Consider the following 17423-nt stretch of genomic DNA (forward strand, 5'->3'; position numbering starts at 1 on the left):
TTCGTCTTGCCGTATGTGTAGGATAACTGACTACGTCAGTTCTATCTACAACCTCAAAACAGTGTTTTGAGCAACCTGCGGCTCGCTTCCTAGTTTGCTCTTTGATTTTTATTGAGTATAAGTTTTTTTCGAATAAATAGATAGAAAAGGAAAATCTTGTACAAGTTCCTGAAAATTTTTTTCTTTTCGTGTATAATAGTGGAAAAGAGGTAAAACGAGGTATGGTTATGGAAGCAGTTCTTTACTCAACATTCCGAAATCATTTAAAAGACTACATGAAGAAGGTAAACGATGAGTTTGAGCCTTTGACGGTGGTCAACAAAAATCCTGACGAGGATATTGTAGTCCTTTCAAAAAGTGAGTGGGATAGTATTCAGGAAACTTTGAGAATCGCTCAGAATAGGGAACTTTCTGACAAGGTCTTGCGAGGAATGTCCCAAGTTCGTGCAGGACAAACTCAGGTCCGTGTGATTGAGGAGTGATGGATGCTACTCAAGTTTACAGAAGATGCTTGGGCGGATTATTGCTACTGGCAAACTCAGGACAAAAAAACGCTAAAAAGAATCAACAAACTAATTAAAGATATTCAACGCGATCCATTTACAGGAATTGGTAAACCAGAACCGCTCAAATATGATTTCCAAGGAGCTTGGTCACGTCGTATTGACGCAGAAAATCGCATCATCTATATGATGGATGGAGATAGTATCGCTTTCTTATCCTTTAAGGATCATTACTAAGTCTACTGAAAGGTAGGCTTTTTTCTTATATTTTCTAAAAAAATCTTTAAAAAAATAGCTGGATTGCAGAAGCCTATTTTACAGGGAAAAATGAAGATATGACCTCTAAAAATAAGTAAAATAACTTCCATTTAAGGTTTGTTAAAAATATTTTTTTGTGGTAAAATGTATAAGAATGCATGTCATTCAGATAAACAAATAAATTGAGGTAAAAACATGGAAATCATAACAATTGCGATTGTTGTTTTTGCCGTCATCATTGGTTTAGTCATTGGATATGTCAGCATCTCAGTCAAGATGAAATCATCACAAGAGGCTGCAGAGTTGATGCTTTTAAATGCTGAACAAGAAGCAACTAATTTACGAGGACAAGCTGAGCGCGAAGCGGATTTATTAATTAATGAAGCTAAGAGCGAAAGCAAATCCCTTAAAAAAGAAGCACTATTGGAGGCTAAAGAAGAAGCCAGAAAATACCGCGAAGAAGTGGACGCTGAATTTAAGTCAGAGCGTCAAGAACTCAAGCAAATCGAAAGTCGTTTGACGGAGAGAGCTGCGAACCTTGACCGTAAAGACGATAATTTGACGAACAAAGAAAAAACACTTGAACAAAAAGAACAAAGTATTTCTGATAGAGCAAAAAACCTTGATGTACGTGAAGAGCAACTAGAGGAAATTGAAAAGCAAAAGCAAGCTGAACTTGAGCGTGTCGGAAGTCTGACACAGTCAGAGGCAAAAGACATTATCTTAGCACAGACAGAAGAAAACTTGACCAAGGAAATTGCTAGCCGTATTCGTGAGGCTGAGCAAGAAGTCAAGGAGCGTTCAGATAAGCTTGCCAAGGATATCCTGTCCCAAGCTATGCAGAGAATTGCCGGTGAGTATGTAGCTGAGTCTACTAACTCGACAGTGCATCTGCCTGATGATACCATGAAAGGTCGTATCATTGGTCGTGAAGGGCGTAATATCCGGACCTTTGAAAGTTTGACAGGGGTCGATGTCATCATTGATGATACGCCAGAAGTGGTAACCTTGTCCGGTTTTGATCCTATCCGCCGTGAGATTGCCCGTATGACGATGGAAACCTTACTTAAGGATGGACGTATTCACCCAGCTCGTATCGAAGAGTTGGTAGAGAAAAACCGCCAAGAAATTGATAATAGAATTCGTGAATATGGTGAGGCTGCTGCTTTTGAAATCGGTGCGCCGAACCTTCACCCTGACTTGATGAAGATTATGGGTCGCTTGCAGTTCCGTACTTCATACGGACAAAACGTCTTGCGTCACTCCATTGAAGTGGCTAAGTTGGCTGGTATTATGGCTAGTGAACTTGGTGAAAATGCGGCTCTCGCTCGTCGTGCAGGATTCCTCCACGATATCGGTAAAGCCATTGACCGTGAGGTGGAAGGCAGCCACGTTGAGATCGGTACAGAGTTGGCTCGCAAGTACAAGGAACACCCAGTTGTGATTAACACGATTGCTAGTCACCACGGAGATGTAGAACCTGAAAGTGTGATTGCAGTTCTTGTTGCTGCAGCGGATGCCTTGAGTGCAGCCCGTCCAGGAGCTCGTAGTGAATCGCTTGAAAGCTACATCAAACGTCTTCATGATTTAGAGGAAATTGCTAATAGCTTTGAAGGTGTTCAAAATAGCTTTGCCCTTCAAGCAGGACGTGAAATCCGTATCATGGTAAACCCTGGTCAAATCAAGGACGACAAGGTCACAATCTTGGCTCACAAAGTTCGTGAGAAAATCGAAAACACTCTTGATTACCCAGGAAATATCAAGGTAACCGTGATTCGTGAACTTCGTGCAGTTGATTATGCAAAATAAATAAGAAAGAGCAGTTGAAAAATTACTGCTTTTTTGTTACACTAGATAGAAAGATTGTAGTAAGCAGAAATGGCTTTACACTGTGAATTCTGATGAATTTTCGAGTCATTTCACAAACTATCCAAAGGAGACATCATGGCAGACCGTGGCTTACTAATCGTTTTTTCAGGTCCTTCTGGAGTTGGAAAAGGAACGGTTAGACGAGAAATTTTTGAGAATTCTGAAAATCAATTCCAATATTCTGTATCTATGACAACACGGGCTCAACGTCCAGGTGAAGTAGACGGAGTTGACTATTTCTTCCGTACGCGTGAAGAATTTGAAGAATTGATCCGTCAAGGACAAATGTTAGAGTATGCAGAGTATGTAGGAAACTACTATGGAACTCCTCTGACTTATGTTAATGAAACCCTTGATAAGGGGATTGACGTCTTCCTTGAAATTGAAGTCCAGGGAGCTCTTCAGGTTAAGAAAAAAGTTCCAGATGCAGTCTTTATCTTTTTGACACCGCCAGATTTGGAAGAATTACAAGACCGTCTCGTTGGTCGTGGTACGGATAGCGCAGAAGTGATTGCCCAACGTATCGAAAAAGCCAAAGAAGAAATTGCTTTGATGCGTGAGTACGACTACGCCATTGTCAATGATCATGTTTCTCTTGCTGCAGAACGTGTTAAACGTGTGATTGAAGCTGAACATTTCCGTGTGGATCGTGTCATCGGCCACTATCAAGATATGCTACCAAAGTCTCCGACTATTCGATAAACTATAGAAAACAGGTACAAACAAATGATGCTTAAACCCTCTATTGATACCTTGCTTGACAAGGTACCATCAAAATATTCACTCGTAATTTTGGAAGCAAAACGTGCTCATGAGTTAGAAGCAGGAGCACCTCCAACACAAGAATTCAAATCTGAAAAATCAACTCTTCGTGCTTTGGAAGAAATTGAATCTGGGAATGTAACCATCCATCCAGATCCAGAAGGAAAACGCGAAGCTGTTCGTCGTCGAATCGAAGAAGAAAGACGATTGAGAGAGGAAGAAGAAAAGAAAATCAAAGAGCAAATCGCGAAAGAAAAAGAAGAAGGTGAAAAAATTTAAGGTTGGGGGGACTCAATCTTATTTTTTCTATTGCAAGAATACTCAATCAATTGAAACGATTTAAGTAGAGAAGGAGGTGAGGATATGGTTATTGCAAAAATCATTGTGGATGTTCCCTTGATGCAGACAGACCAACCATATAGTTACAAGGTCCCTGAGGAATTTGTAGATATGCTGGAAGTTGGCATGCGGGTTCATGTCCCTTTTGGGAAGGGCAATCGCTTGATTCAGGGGATTGTTCTAGGATTTGAACAAGAGTCCGATGAGGAAGTGGCGGACGAGGATTTGAAAGAGATTGTAGAAGTACTTGATTTTTCTCCAGTCTTAACGGAGGAACAACTCTGGTTGGCCGAAGAACTACGTAAGTCAGTCTTTTCATACAAAATTTCGATTCTTAAAGCCATGCTTCCTGGGTTTTTGAACTCTAGTTATGATAAAATCCTCTATCCTCTGGAAGGCTTGAGTCCGGAAGATAAAGAGCGTTTATTCGGCTCGCAAGAATCTTTAGCCTTTTCATCACTCGACTTAGAAAAGCAGGCTGAGATGATGCGATTGACTCGAAAAGGACTCTTGAAACTCGAGTATCAGGCTGTAGATCAGAAGAAGATTAAAACACAGTCTTGGGTTCAAGTGAATCTTGAGAACTTAGAAAAGCTTGAAATCTCAAACCGTGCTAAGAAGAAATTGGAATTGCGAGATTATTTATTAGCTCATCCTGAAAGTACTCCATTATCAGTCTTATTAGAAAATTACTCACGGGAACAAGTTAACTTCTTTGTGGAACAGGGTGCCTTGACGATCCTTCAAAAGGAAGTCCAACGTTCAGCTGCCTACTTTGAAGGCATTGAGGCCAATCAAGCCTTAGAGTTAAACCCAGAGCAAAAACAAGCCTGTGAGGCAGTTGTAGGGGCGATTGGGAAGCAACACCCTCCCTTTCTTCTACAAGGAATCACTGGAAGTGGGAAAACCGAGGTTTACTTGCAGATTATCCAAGGTGCCTTGGATATGGGAAAAACAGCGATTGTTCTAGTTCCGGAAATCTCTCTGACACCTCAAATGACGGAGCGCTTTATTGCTCGTTTTGGTGAGCAAGTTGCCATCCTCCACTCAGGCTTGTCCAATGGTGAAAAGTATGATGAGTGGCGCAAGGTGGAGCGTGGAGAAGCGCAGGTAGTTGTTGGGGCTAGATCTGCTATTTTTGCCCCTTTGAAACATCTAGGTGTGATCATTATCGATGAGGAGCACGAGGCCAGCTACAAGCAAGATAGCAATCCTCGCTATCATGCTAGAGATGTGGCTATTTTACGAGCCCAGTACAATCAAGCTGCCCTAGTCCTTGGTTCTGCAACACCAAGTCTAGAAAGTCGTGCGCGTGCTGGCAAGGGTGTTTATCAACATCTGCGCCTGACACAAAGGGCCAATCCTTTAGCAAGTATTCCTGAAGTTCAACTGATTGACTTCCGAGATTATATTGGGCAGAATGAGACATCGAACTTCACACCACCTCTGATTGAGGCAATTCAAGATCGTCTGGACAAAAAAGAGCAGGTGGTTCTCATGCTCAATCGCCGTGGTTATTCAAGTTTTGTCATGTGCCGAGAATGTGGGACTGTTGATACCTGTCCTAACTGCGATATTTCTTTGACGCTGCACATGGATACCAAGACTATGAACTGCCACTATTGTGGTTTTTCCAAGGAAATTCCTCATGTCTGTCCTAACTGTCAGAGCCGCAGTATTCGTTACTATGGGACGGGTACTCAGAAGGCCTACGATGAGCTAGTGGAGCTCTTTCCTCAAGCACGTATTCTGCGCATGGATGTGGACACTACTCGTAAGAAAGGCAGTCACCAAGCCTTACTGGAGCAGTTTGGAAAAGGCGAGGCTGATATTTTACTTGGCACCCAGATGATTGCCAAGGGCTTGGATTTTCCAAATGTGACCTTGGTTGGAGTTCTCAATGCAGATACGGCTTTGAACCTACCTGATTTCCGTTCGTCAGAGAGAACCTTCCAACTCTTGACCCAGGTGGCAGGACGTGCAGGTCGCGCTGAAAAGGCAGGTCAGGTCTTGATTCAGTCCTACAATCCTAATCATTATGCTATTCGCTTTGCCAAGGACCAGGACTATGAAGGTTTTTATGCTTATGAAATGAGTATCCGACGTCAGCTAGGTTATCCACCTTATTATTTTACGATTGGAATTACCCTCTCTCACAAGAAGGAAGAAGAGGTTGTCAAACGTGCTTATGAAGTCATGGAGATTTTGCGGTCAGGTTTATCGGATGCTTGTATCATCCTTGGACCAACGCCAAAACCTATTGCCCGTACTCATAACCTCTATCACTATCAGATTTTAATTAAATATCGTTTAGAAGATAAGTTAGCTTCAACCCTGAATCAGGTCTTGGCTCTAACTCAAGAACGGGAAAATAGCGAGCTTCGTCTCAGTATTGACCACGAACCGCAGCAATTTTTATAAAAGGAGAAAAGATGACAAAACTAATCTTTATGGGAACTCCCGAGTTTTCAGCGACCGTTTTAAAGGGTCTTTTGACAGATGACCGTTATGAGATTGTAGCGGTTGTAACTCAGCCAGATCGAGCTGTCGGCCGTAAGAAAGTTATCCAAGAAACCCCAGTCAAACAAGCTGCTAAAGAAGCAGGACTTCCTATCTACCAACCAGAAAAATTATCGGGCAGTCCAGAGATGGAAGCTATCATGAATTTGGGTGCTGATGGGATTGTGACGGCGGCTTTTGGACAATTTCTCCCAAGTAAACTCCTTGATAGCATGGACTTTGCAGTCAATGTTCATGCTTCCCTCCTTCCAAAACACCGTGGTGGAGCTCCGATTCATTATGCCTTGATTCAAGGTGACGAGGAAGCAGGAGTGACCATTATGGAAATGGTCAAGGAAATGGATGCAGGAGATATGATTTCCCATCGGAGCATCCCTATTACAGATGAGGATAATGTCGGTACCTTGTTTGAAAAATTGGCGATAGTGGGTCGTGATTTGCTTTTGGAGACTCTTCCTGCTTATATAGCTGGTGACATTCAGCCTCAACCGCAAGATCCAAGCCAAGTAACTTTCTCACCAAATATCAAACCTGAGGAAGAAAAATTAGACTGGAACAAGACCAACCGTCAACTCTTTAACCAAATCCGTGGTATGAATCCGTGGCCAGTTGCCCATACCTTCCTCAAAGGAGAACGCTTTAAAATCTATGAAGCACTGCCTGTAGAAGGCAAGGGGAATCCAGGTGAGATACTCTCCATCGGTAAGAAAGAATTGATTGTCGCAACAGCAGAAGGAGCTCTGTCACTCAAACAGGTTCAACCAGCAGGAAAACCTAAGATGGATATTGCTTCCTTCCTTAACGGTGTAGGACGGACTTTGGCAGTAGGAGAACGATTTGGTGACTAAAGTAGAAACGGCTAGAAGTTTAGCCTTGGAGGTGCTAGAGGACGTCCTTGTCAATCAGGCATACTCAAATATCGCCTTAAATAAACACCTCAAGGGAAGTCAACTGTCAGCAACTGACAAAGGTTTGGTGACAGAGCTGGTGTATGGAACCGTAGCTCGAAAACTAACCTTAGAGTGGTATCTATCCCATTTTATCGATGATAGAGACAAGCTAAATAGCTGGCTTTACGTTCTGCTTCTCATGAGCCTTTATCAACTCCAATACCTAGATAAGCTACCTGACCATGCAGTGGTCAATGAAGCAGTTGAAATCGCAAAATTTCGTAAGAAGGGTAGCGAAAAATTAGTCAATGCGGTTCTGCGCCGTATCTTGCGTGAGGGATTGCCAGACATCGCCAGTATCAAGCGTATAAATAAGCGTGATTCGATTGCCTACTCTCTTCCAGTTTGGTTGGTTTCTAAGCTCAAGGAAGAGTACGGGGAGGAGCGAGCGCAAGCGATTTTTGAGAGTCTATTAAAGCGCAATAAAGCCAGTATCCGTGTGACAGATGTGAGTCGAAAAGAGGAAATCAAAAAATTGCTCGGAGCCAGTGATTCCATGCTGTCGGCTACAGGTTTGGTCAAAGAGCAGGGGCATTTTGCTGGTCATGACTTGTTTGCTGAAGGGGCTATTACTATCCAAGATGAGTCTAGTCAACTGGTTGCACCAACTCTTGAATTACAAGGCACTGAGCAGATTTTGGATGCTTGTGCAGCACCAGGTGGGAAGACAGCCCATATGGCGTCTTATCTGACGACAGGTCAGGTGACTGCATTGGATCTCTACGACCATAAACTCACTTTGATTCAAGAGAATGCAGAGCGTTTAGGCCTAGCAGACCGTGTACAAACGCAAAAACTAGATGCTAGAAAGGTCCACGAGTTTTTTGGCAAGGATCAATTTGATAAAATTCTAGTCGACGCCCCTTGCTCAGGGATTGGTCTATTGCGTCGGAAACCAGATATCAAATACAACAAAGACACTGCTGATTTCGCGTCATTACAGGAAATTCAGTTGGAAATATTAGGTAGTGTTTGTCAAACGCTACGTAAAGGTGGTATAATAACTTATAGTACCTGCACTATTGTCTCTGAGGAGAACTTTCAAGTTGTTCAAGCATTTTTAGAAAGCCATCCCGAGTTCGAGCAGGTTAAACTAGAACACGAATGCAAGGATATCCTGAAAGATGGTTGCATCCTCATTACTCCTGAATTGTATGGAAGTGATGGATTCTTTATCAGCCAATTTCGGAAGGTATCCAATTAGGAAGGAACTGACACAATGGAGATTTCATTATTAACAGATGTGGGTCAGAAACGTACAAATAATCAAGACTATGTCAATCTTTTTGTCAACCGTGCTGGTCGCACGATGATCATCTTGGCTGACGGGATGGGAGGACACCGAGCGGGTAATATTGCCAGTGAGATGGCGGTAACGGATTTAGGTGCTGCCTGGGTAGATACTCAGATTGACACTGTGAATGAAGTTCGAGAATGGTTTGCAGAACACCTAGAAATTGAAAATCAAAAGATTTATCAATTGGGGCGTGATGAAGCATATAAAGGAATGGGTACAACTCTAGAAGCCCTTGCAATCATTGATAACCAAGCTATTTATGCTCATATTGGTGATTCTCGTATCGGCTTGGTTCGTGGTGAAGAGTACCACCAATTAACGAGTGATCATTCATTAGTTAATGAGTTGCTCAAGGCAGGTCAATTAACCCCTGAAGAAGCTGAAGCGCATCCACAAAAAAATATCATTACTCAGTCTATTGGACAAAAAGATGAGATTCAACCTGATTTAGGGATTGTGAGCTTGGAGCCGGGTGACTACCTCGTTATAAATAGTGATGGTCTGACCAACATGATTTCGGGTAGCGAAATCTATGATATCGTGACAAGTGATATTTCGCTTGATGACAAGGCGGCAACCTTAGTGCGTTTTGCAAACAATGCCGGAGGACTTGACAACATTACTATTGCCTTGATTGCGATTGAGGAGGAATCAAAATGATCCAGATCGGCAAGATATTTGCCGGACGATATCGGATTATCAAACAAATTGGCCGCGGAGGGATGGCAGATGTCTACCTGGCCAAAGATTTGATTCTGGATGGGGAAGAGGTTGCGGTGAAGGTCCTGAGGACCAACTACCAAACCGATCCTATCGCTGTAGCACGTTTTCAGCGTGAAGCACGTGCGATGGCAGACCTAGATCATCCTCATATCGTTCGAATTACGGATATCGGTGAAGAAGACGGTCAACAGTACCTAGCTATGGAATATGTAGCTGGGCTTGACCTTAAACGCTACATCAAAGAACACTATCCTCTATCAAATGAGGAAGCTGTTCGTATCATGGGTCAAATTCTCTTGGCGATGCGTTTAGCGCATGCAAAGGGGATTATTCACCGTGATTTAAAACCTCAAAATATACTCTTGACTCCTGATGGAACTGCAAAAGTGACTGACTTTGGGATTGCAGTGGCCTTTGCAGAAACCAGTTTGACACAGACCAACTCCATGTTGGGGTCTGTTCATTATCTATCACCTGAGCAGGCGCGTGGGTCTAAGGCGACTATACAGAGTGATATTTATGCAATGGGAATTATCTTTTTCGAAATGTTGACAGGTCATATCCCTTATGATGGAGATAGTGCTGTTACCATTGCTCTTCAGCATTTCCAAAAACCACTCCCTTCTGTCATTGCTGAAAATCCATCCGTACCACAATCCTTGGAAAACGTCGTTATAAAAGCGACAGCTAAAAAGTTAACAGACCGTTATCAAACTGTCTCAGAAATGTATGTTGACTTATTGAGCAGCCTTTCTTATAACCGTCGAAATGAACCAAAGTTAGTATTTGAAGATACGAGTAAAGTTGATACAAAAACTTTACCGAAAATGACTCAGTCTACCTTAACAGCGATTCCTAAAGTGCAACCGAAGGAAGAAGCTCCACAGAGTCAAAATTCGACTAAAAAGGCAACTAGTAAAGAAACTGTTGCAAAACCAGTCAAGAAACGTCGTTTTAAAGCGAGATATTTGGTGCTTTTAGCCAGCTTTATACTTGTTTTGGCTTCTCTATTTTGGATTGTAACGAAGACACCAGCAACCGTTGAAATTCCAAAAGTAGCAGGTCAGACTGTAGCAGAAGCTAAGGAAAATCTTAAAAAAGCTAATTTTGAAATTGGTGAGGAGAAGTCCGAAGCTAGTGATACAGTAGAAGAAGGCCGAGTTATTCGAACGGATCCAGATGCTGGTTCAGCTCGAAAAGAAGGAACTAAAGTTAACCTCATCATCTCTTCAGGTCAGCAATCGTTTAAGATTGGAAACTATATTGGACGCAAATCTACGGACGTCATTGCAGAACTGAAAGGGAAAAAAGTCCCTGAAAATCTCATTAAGATTGTAGAAGAAGAATCAAGTGAAACAGAGGCAGGCCTTGTTATGAAACAGAGCTTGCCAGAAGGAACCACTTATGATCTCAGTAAGGCGACAGAGATTACTTTGACAGTAGCTAAGAAGGTAACAACTGTTCCTATGCCAAGTTATATTGGATCAAGCCTTGAATTTACCAAGAATAACTTGATTCAAATAGTAGGTGTAAAAGAGGCTAATATTGAAGTGGTAGAGGTCTCTACAGCTCCTGAAGGAACTGCTGAAGAGACTGTGGTTAGTCAAAGTCCAAAACCAGGTGAAGGTGTAGATTTGAATACAACTCGGATTAAGATTTCTATTTATAAACCGAAAACAACTACGACAACCACAAATCCTTCACAAGTAAATCCAAATCGTGGAGAGACATCACCACAGATTAGAGAACCACAGACTAATCAAACTACCACAACTTCAGATATCCATCAAGGTGATCACTAATCAATCTTTGTCACAGTTTTTGTGGCAAAGATTTTTTTTCCTTAAAATTTATGATAAAATAAAAGAAGTTTAAAAAGGAGGGGAAGATGGACGAATCAAAAAAACTGAACGCAGTCATTGATGTCATCATGCTTGCAGGAACGATTCTGCTTCGCAATGGTTCTGAAATCTATCGTGTTGAAGATACGATGATTCGGATTGCGCATTCACAAGGCATTATGGATTGTAATGTTTTGGCCATGCCTGCAGCCATTTTTTTCTCCATTGAGAACACAAATATCTCTCGAATGAAACGAGTGACTTCCTCTTCCTATAATATTGAGAAGGTTTGTGATGTCAATCAGATTTCACGGCAACTTGTATCAGGGCAGCTTGATTTGGAGACAGCCTTTATTCGACTCAAAGAATTGAATGCCAAGCCTTCACCTTATACCAATGTTCAATTGACGGTTGCGGCGACCTTTAGTGCTCCTTTCTTTTCAATCATGTTTGGCGGCAATACCTATGATGCCATCGGAGCAGGAGTGGCGACCATATTTGCCTTTACCTTTTCTCTCTATGTAGAAAAGTTTATTCGTATTCCCTTTATGACAGCTTTTGCAGGTGCCCTTGTCTTTGGCTTGATTGCACAATTTTGGGCGCGCTATTCTGGTTTGCCATCTACAGCTGATTTGGTCATTGCAGGTGCGGTCATGCCATTTGTACCGGGAATTGCTCTAACCAATGCTGTTCGAGATATCATGACCAATCACATTAACTCTGGTATGAGCAAGATGTTTGAATCCTTGCTAGTTACCCTTGCCTTAGGGGCAGGCACCTCTGTCGCCCTTGTACTCATGAACTAATATGACTCTAACAACATTTTTATTGCAGGCGCTGGCGAGTCTGCTGGCTATTATCACTTTTTTAATCGTTTTAAATGTCCAACGTTCCATGCTCATCCCCGGTGGAATCTTAGGAATGTCTATCTGGTTACTCTATCTGATACTCAAGGAGCCAACAAATGTTATTTTGGCGACCTTTATTGCTGCTGTGATTGGTTCTTGTATCAGTCAGATTATGAGTATTATCTACAAAACACCAGCAGTTGTTTTTGCTTTGGCTATCTTGGCTCCACTAGTACCAGGTTATCTGTCTTATCGAACGACTTCCTTCTTTGTCACAGGCGACTATAGAAACGCCATTACCAGTGCAATGTTGGTGATGATGCTGGCCCTTGTTATCTCAATAGGAATGGCCAGTGGGACAGTTGTGCTGAAATTGTATTACTATCTCAAAAAGAATCGGGTTAGCTAGGGCTCGATTTTTTTCATGGCTAGAATGGCTGAAAAATAGGAGTACGACGATAGAAATGAACTTGATTTGGTGAATCAAGTCTTTTTTCGCTCATTTGACCTCAATTGTGATAAAATAGAGGTGAACGAATTTTTACAATGAATGATAAAAATAGAGGTAAATATGAAAATCGGTATTGATAAGATTGGTTTTGCGACCAGTCAATACGTTTTGAAATTACAAGATTTAGCAGAAACCCGAGGAATTGATCCTGAAAAATTGAGTAAAGGACTCCTTTTAAAAGAATTGAGTATCGCTCCGTTAACAGAAGATATTGTGACCTTGGCTGCCAGTGCAGGAAATTCTATCCTGACTGAAGAAGAGAAACAAGAGATTGATATGGTGATTGTAGCTACAGAATCTGGAGTCGATCAAAGTAAGGCGGCTGCGGTTTTTGTACACGGTTTACTTGGGATTCAACCTTTTGCCCGTAGTTTTGAAATCAAGGAGGCTTGCTACGGTGCAACTGCGGCCCTTCACTATGCTAAGTTACACGTAGAAAATTCTCCTAAATCAAAAGTCTTGGTGCTGGCTAGCGATATTGCAAAATATGGTGTCGAAACTCCTGGGGAACCAACTCAGGGGGCAGGTTGTGTTGCCATGTTGATTAGCCAAGATCCACGTGTCATGATTTTCAATAACGATAATGTTGCGCAAACTCGTGATATTATGGACTTTTGGCGTCCAAATTATTCAACGACACCATTTGTCAATGGAGTCTACTCAACGCAACAGTATTTGGATAGTTTAAAAACAACTTGGGAAGAGTATCAAAAGCGTTATGACTGTAGCTTGAAAGACTTTGAAGCTATTTGTTTCCATTTGCCATATCCTAAGTTAGCTCTGAAGGGTTTGAAAAAAATCCTCGATAAATCTCTACCTCAAGAGAAAAAGGATTTACTCCAAAAACACTTTGACGAATCCATTGTTTATAGCCAAAAGGTTGGGAATATCTATACCGGTTCACTCTTTTTAGGGCTTTTGTCTCTTCTTGAAAACTCTGATAGTCTCAAAGCAGGAGACAAGATTGCTCTCTACAGCTACGGAAGTGGTGCTGTATCTGAGTTCTTCAGTGTGGAATTGGTTGAAGGTTACGAGAAGCAGTTACAGGAAAATCGTCTAGAGCTGCTAGACCGACGTCAAGCTTTGACTGTTGCTGACTATGAACGAATCTTTTTTGAGGAAGCAAACTTGGATGAGTCAGGTTCTGCAACGATGTCGGGTTATGAAGGACAAGACTATGCTCTGGTTGAGATTGTAGAACACCAACGTCGCTACAGCAAGGTTGAAAAATAATGAAAAAAAATTGGAATGGATTTGCTAAAAAATCAACCCAAGAGCGCCTAGAGCTAGTGAAGTCTCAGGCGCTTACTTCTATAGAGGCACAGGAAAGTTTAGACCGAAATGAAAATCTAAGTTTAGCAATTGCGGATCAACTGAGTGAAAATGTAGTAGGAACCTTTTCACTCCCCTACTCAGTAGTTCCAGAAGTGTTGGTAAATGGTCAAGAGTACACAGTTCCCTATGTAACAGAAGAACCATCCGTCGTTGCTGCGGCTAGTTTTGCAAGCAAAATCATTAAACGTGCGGGAGGTTTCACTGCTCGGGTTCATCAACGTCAAATGATCGGTCAGGTTGCTCTCTATCAAGTACCAGATAGTGACCAAGCTCGTCAGGCCATTCTGAATCAAAAAGCGGAACTCCTTGAGCTGGCCAATCAAGCCTACCCATCAATCGTTAAGCGGGGTGGGGGTGCTCGTGATTTAAAGGTTGAGTTTATTTCTGGAGAGACGGACTTTTTAGTAGTCTATCTTCATGTGGATACTCAAGAAGCCATGGGAGCCAATATGCTCAATACCATGTTAGAGGCTATAAAACCTAGTCTAGAGGTTCTAAGTCAAGGGCAAAGTTTAATGGGGATTCTATCCAACTACGCAACTGATTCATTAGTAACCGCAACTTGTCGCATCGCCTTTCGGTATTTGAGCCGCCAAAAAGATGAAGCGCGTGAACTGGCAGAAAAAATGGTTTTAGCCAGCCAGTTTGCTCAAGCAGATCCTTATCGAGCAGCTACTCACAACAAGGGAATTTTTAATGGGATTGATGCTCTCTTGATTGCGACTGGAAATGATTGGCGTGCCATTGAAGCGGGAGCGCATGCCTATGCCAGTCATGATGGTGCTTATCGAGGTCTCAGTCGTTGGACGATGGATTTGGAAACAGAAGAGCTAATAGGAGAGATGACTATGCCGATGCCAGTTGCTACCAAGGGTGGATCAATTGGTCTTAATCCTCGTGTGGTTCTCAGCCATGAGTTGCTAGGTCATCCATCAGCTAAGGAATTGGCTCAAATTATCGTGTCAATTGGTCTTGCACAAAACTTTGCAGCTCTTAAAGCTCTTGTCAGCACAGGAATTCAGCATGGACACATGAAACTTCAAGCGAAGTCTCTAGCCCTCCTTGCAGGAGCCACAGAGGCTGAAGTGCCTAAGTTGGTAGAAAGCTTGATTGCTGAAAAAACCTTTAATTTAGAAAAAGCCCAAACACTTTTGAAACATTTAAGATCATAAAAAAAACTCAGACTGATTCAGTCCGAGTTTTTTTATTTATATTCAATGAAAATCAAAGAGTATTAAATACTTTTACCTGGTAAAAGAGAGACTGGCAAGAAATAACCAGTAGTAGCAACCTCTTTGCCTTCAATTTTTTGTAGAAGTAAATCAACTGTTAGGCGAGCAATTTCTTCCAAGGGTTGTTTAATAGTAGTGAGGTGAGGATAGTAATTCTCGATAAAGTAAGTTCCATCATAGCCAATCACCTTAAGCTGTTCAGGAACAGAGATACCAAGATCCTGGGCGATTTTGATAATGAGGATAGCTGTTAAATCATCCGATGCAAAGATGGCGTCGGGTTTTTGTTTGATTAGGATATTTTTGATTTCCATTTCCTTGCGAAGGGGAGAAAAATCACTGGAAACATTGATAATAGGAGCCTTTGGTAAGATCGAAGCGAAACCTGCATGACGAAGTCCAGTTGGAGAATTGGAATTGTCATTACCTGTAATCATAATGATCGATTTGGCTCCGGTTTTAGCCAAGGTCTGAGCAGCTAGGACTCCGCCAGCATAGTTATCAGAAGAAACGACAGGAATATCTGGAGATAGGTTCCGGTCAAAGGAGATGATAGGAGCCGTCACGCGATTGTAATCTTCGATACCTAAGTTATGACTTCCTGAAATGATACCGTCCACCTGATTGGCTTCCAACATTTCAATGTATTCACGTTCTTTTTTCGAATCGTGTTCACTATTACAAATGATAGTTTTGTAGCCTTTTTTGAAGAGTTCGTGTTCCAATTTATCAATCAATTCAGCATAGAACACATGGCTAATTTTAGGGAAAATCAAACCGATTAATTTGGCAGACTTTCCTTGAAGACTGCGAGCTAAGTTATTGGGTTTATAGCCTAGCTCACGCATAGCATCCTTAACTTTTTGGATGGTTTTTTCAGACAGATAACCCTTTTTATTGATAACACGTGAAACAGTAGTAGGGCTGACACCGGCTAGCTCCGCGACATCAGTTAGTTTTGCGACCATATTCTAATACGTAGTAAGTTCCAGTTGGGTTTCCAGATTTAATGAGGATTCCATTTTGATCTTCGAGAGGGAAGACACGACCAGAAAATACTTTTTCTCCTTTATTGATAAAGATTTCAAAGACGGAATTGTCGATGAAGATATTGACAGTTGTAGCTTGATTGTCAATTGGACATGAGCGAGTAGTTCCAAATTCTTGAGCATATTGCTCACCTGCTTGACTACGGTCAACGGTAACTTGACCATTGACAAGGTCAAAGTTGATAGAGAGCCCCTTGCCATCTTTATCAGCAAAAAGAACGATTTCACTTTGGCTGTTGGCTTCTAGGTTTAGCTCAAGTTCATAAGTATTCTTGGTTTCAGAGCGATTAGAAAATTCTTCTTCTGATGCTCGTAGTTCCTTGATAGCAGCTACAGGGTACTGATAGAGTTTGCCATCCTTAATGGTAAGTTCCTTGACTAGTGAGAAGGTTCCTTGATGATCGAAACGGTCAGATGGATAAGAAACATCTGGCAAACCAAGCCAGCTGACTGCTAGGGCACGTCCATCAGGGGCGTTGAAGGCCTGAGTCGCGTATGCTTCAAATCCATAATCGAGATTGTGAAGTTCTGAGACGTCTACCATACGAGCATTTTCTGGATCAAAGGAAGCACCGATTTTATACATATTTGGGTAGATGTTATCATAATCAAGAACTTTTTTGTCTAAACCTTGTGGGCAGTAGAGAAGTACAGGCTGTTCTCCGACAAAGACAAGATTTGGGCACTCCATCATATAAGCAGTGCGGTCATTGTTGAAGTCAAGGTCTCCGACTTCTTGCCAGTTAGTGTAATCATTATCGACAGCCTTGTAGAGACGGACAAATCCTTTTTTCTCCAAATCTTGACCGCCAACGATAGCGTAATATTGGCCTTTAAAGTTAAAAATCTGTGGATCGCGGAAGTGGTCAGTGGCATCAGCAGGTTGATCGATCAAGATTTTGTCAATCTTTTCAATCTTTCCATCCTTGTCCACTAAGGCACCAATCTGGTAAGGGTGGCGAATCCAATTTTCATCACGAACATTTCCAGTATAAAACAAGAATAATTGATCCCCAAACTGCATTGCAGATCCTGAGTAAGCACCGTGGCTATCGAGTGGAGTATCAGGCAAAATCTTGACACCAGTTTCTGAAAAATGAACTAAATCATCACTTTCAAGTTGTACCCAAGACTTTAACCCATGAGCTGCACCAAAGGGAAAGTTTTGGTAAAAGACAACCCACTTGCCATCGAAATATGAAAAACCATTTGGATCATTAAGGAGTCCTTCTTTTGGCTCAATGTGATAGCTGACGTGCCATGGGGATTGTGCCATCTTTTCTTGGATTTCTTTTCTTTCTTCTGGTGTCCAATCTTCATAGCGTCTATAACGACGCTCGGTAGTCCATTCCATTTATATTCCCTCCATAAATTCTACTATCTTTA

General features: G+C 41.9%; 16 protein-coding genes. 14 read left to right on the forward strand and 2 right to left on the reverse strand.

Annotation, left to right across the window (positions count from 1 at the left end; all coding sequences use genetic code 11):
• The first annotated feature begins 227 nt into the window (after positions 1-227).
• The 14 genes from ACVC7R_RS04905 (at position 228) to ACVC7R_RS04970 (ending at position 14928) form a co-directional block, all read left to right on the forward strand.
• On the forward strand, positions 228-482 hold the full coding sequence (locus tag ACVC7R_RS04905; RefSeq protein ID WP_447263872.1) for a type II toxin-antitoxin system Phd/YefM family antitoxin: 255 nt from the start codon (positions 228-230) through the stop codon (positions 480-482).
• A gap of 3 nt (positions 483-485) precedes the next feature.
• Entirely contained in the window at positions 486-740 is a 255-nt protein-coding gene (locus tag ACVC7R_RS04910) for a Txe/YoeB family addiction module toxin (RefSeq protein WP_447263784.1), read from the forward strand.
• 216 nt (positions 741-956) lie between these two features.
• Positions 957-2570, forward strand: coding sequence for a ribonuclease Y (locus tag ACVC7R_RS04915; protein WP_447263785.1), 1614 nt, complete (start codon positions 957-959; stop codon positions 2568-2570).
• Positions 2571-2705: 135 nt separating this feature from the next.
• A complete protein-coding gene (gene gmk / locus ACVC7R_RS04920) occupies positions 2706-3332 on the forward strand; it encodes a guanylate kinase (protein WP_447263786.1) in 627 nt (208 codons plus the stop codon).
• Between the two features lie 24 nt (positions 3333-3356).
• Complete coding sequence (rpoZ, locus tag ACVC7R_RS04925; protein WP_006152731.1) at positions 3357-3671, forward strand: DNA-directed RNA polymerase subunit omega; 315 nt, start codon at positions 3357-3359, stop codon at positions 3669-3671.
• 84 nt (positions 3672-3755) lie between these two features.
• Complete coding sequence (locus ACVC7R_RS04930) at positions 3756-6152, forward strand: primosomal protein N' (RefSeq protein ID WP_447263787.1); 2397 nt, start codon at positions 3756-3758, stop codon at positions 6150-6152.
• A gap of 11 nt (positions 6153-6163) precedes the next feature.
• Positions 6164-7099 carry a methionyl-tRNA formyltransferase gene (fmt, locus tag ACVC7R_RS04935; protein ID WP_447263788.1) on the forward strand — a complete coding sequence of 312 codons (936 nt, stop codon included), beginning with the start codon at positions 6164-6166 and terminating at the stop codon, positions 7097-7099.
• Positions 7092-8405 (forward strand): 16S rRNA (cytosine(967)-C(5))-methyltransferase RsmB, encoded by a 1314-nt coding sequence (gene rsmB, locus ACVC7R_RS04940; RefSeq protein WP_447263789.1) that lies wholly within the window; start codon positions 7092-7094, stop codon positions 8403-8405. Before fmt ends, rsmB begins: the two co-directional genes overlap by 8 nt.
• A gap of 15 nt (positions 8406-8420) precedes the next feature.
• Positions 8421-9158, forward strand: coding sequence for a Stp1/IreP family PP2C-type Ser/Thr phosphatase (locus ACVC7R_RS04945; RefSeq protein WP_447263790.1), 738 nt, complete (start codon positions 8421-8423; stop codon positions 9156-9158).
• The gene (gene pknB, locus ACVC7R_RS04950; protein WP_447263791.1) at positions 9155-11023 is read left to right on the forward strand and encodes a Stk1 family PASTA domain-containing Ser/Thr kinase; all 1869 of its coding nucleotides are present in this window, start codon (positions 9155-9157) and stop codon (positions 11021-11023) included. Before ACVC7R_RS04945 ends, pknB begins: the two co-directional genes overlap by 4 nt.
• An 86-nt stretch (positions 11024-11109) precedes the next feature.
• Positions 11110-11868, forward strand: coding sequence for a threonine/serine exporter family protein (locus ACVC7R_RS04955; RefSeq protein WP_447263792.1), 759 nt, complete (start codon positions 11110-11112; stop codon positions 11866-11868).
• 1 nt (position 11869) lies between these two features.
• Positions 11870-12319 carry a threonine/serine exporter family protein gene (locus ACVC7R_RS04960; protein ID WP_447263793.1) on the forward strand — a complete coding sequence of 150 codons (450 nt, stop codon included), beginning with the start codon at positions 11870-11872 and terminating at the stop codon, positions 12317-12319.
• Between the two features lie 162 nt (positions 12320-12481).
• Positions 12482-13654, forward strand: coding sequence for a hydroxymethylglutaryl-CoA synthase (locus ACVC7R_RS04965; RefSeq protein WP_447263794.1), 1173 nt, complete (start codon positions 12482-12484; stop codon positions 13652-13654).
• Positions 13654-14928 (forward strand): hydroxymethylglutaryl-CoA reductase, degradative, encoded by a 1275-nt coding sequence (locus ACVC7R_RS04970; RefSeq protein ID WP_447263795.1) that lies wholly within the window; start codon positions 13654-13656, stop codon positions 14926-14928. The genes ACVC7R_RS04965 and ACVC7R_RS04970 overlap by 1 nt, the downstream gene beginning before the upstream one ends.
• 62 nt (positions 14929-14990) lie before the next feature.
• On the opposite strand, the gene ACVC7R_RS04975 is transcribed toward ACVC7R_RS04970, so the two are convergent.
• Positions 14991-15956 (reverse strand): LacI family DNA-binding transcriptional regulator, encoded by a 966-nt coding sequence (locus tag ACVC7R_RS04975; protein ID WP_447263796.1) that lies wholly within the window; start codon positions 15954-15956, stop codon positions 14991-14993.
• Positions 15937-17391, reverse strand: coding sequence for a sucrose-6-phosphate hydrolase (locus ACVC7R_RS04980; protein WP_447263797.1), 1455 nt, complete (start codon positions 17389-17391; stop codon positions 15937-15939). The genes ACVC7R_RS04975 and ACVC7R_RS04980 overlap by 20 nt, the downstream gene beginning before the upstream one ends.
• Positions 17392-17423 lie beyond the last annotated feature (32 nt).

Source organism: Streptococcus sp. Z554 (assembly GCF_053010305.1).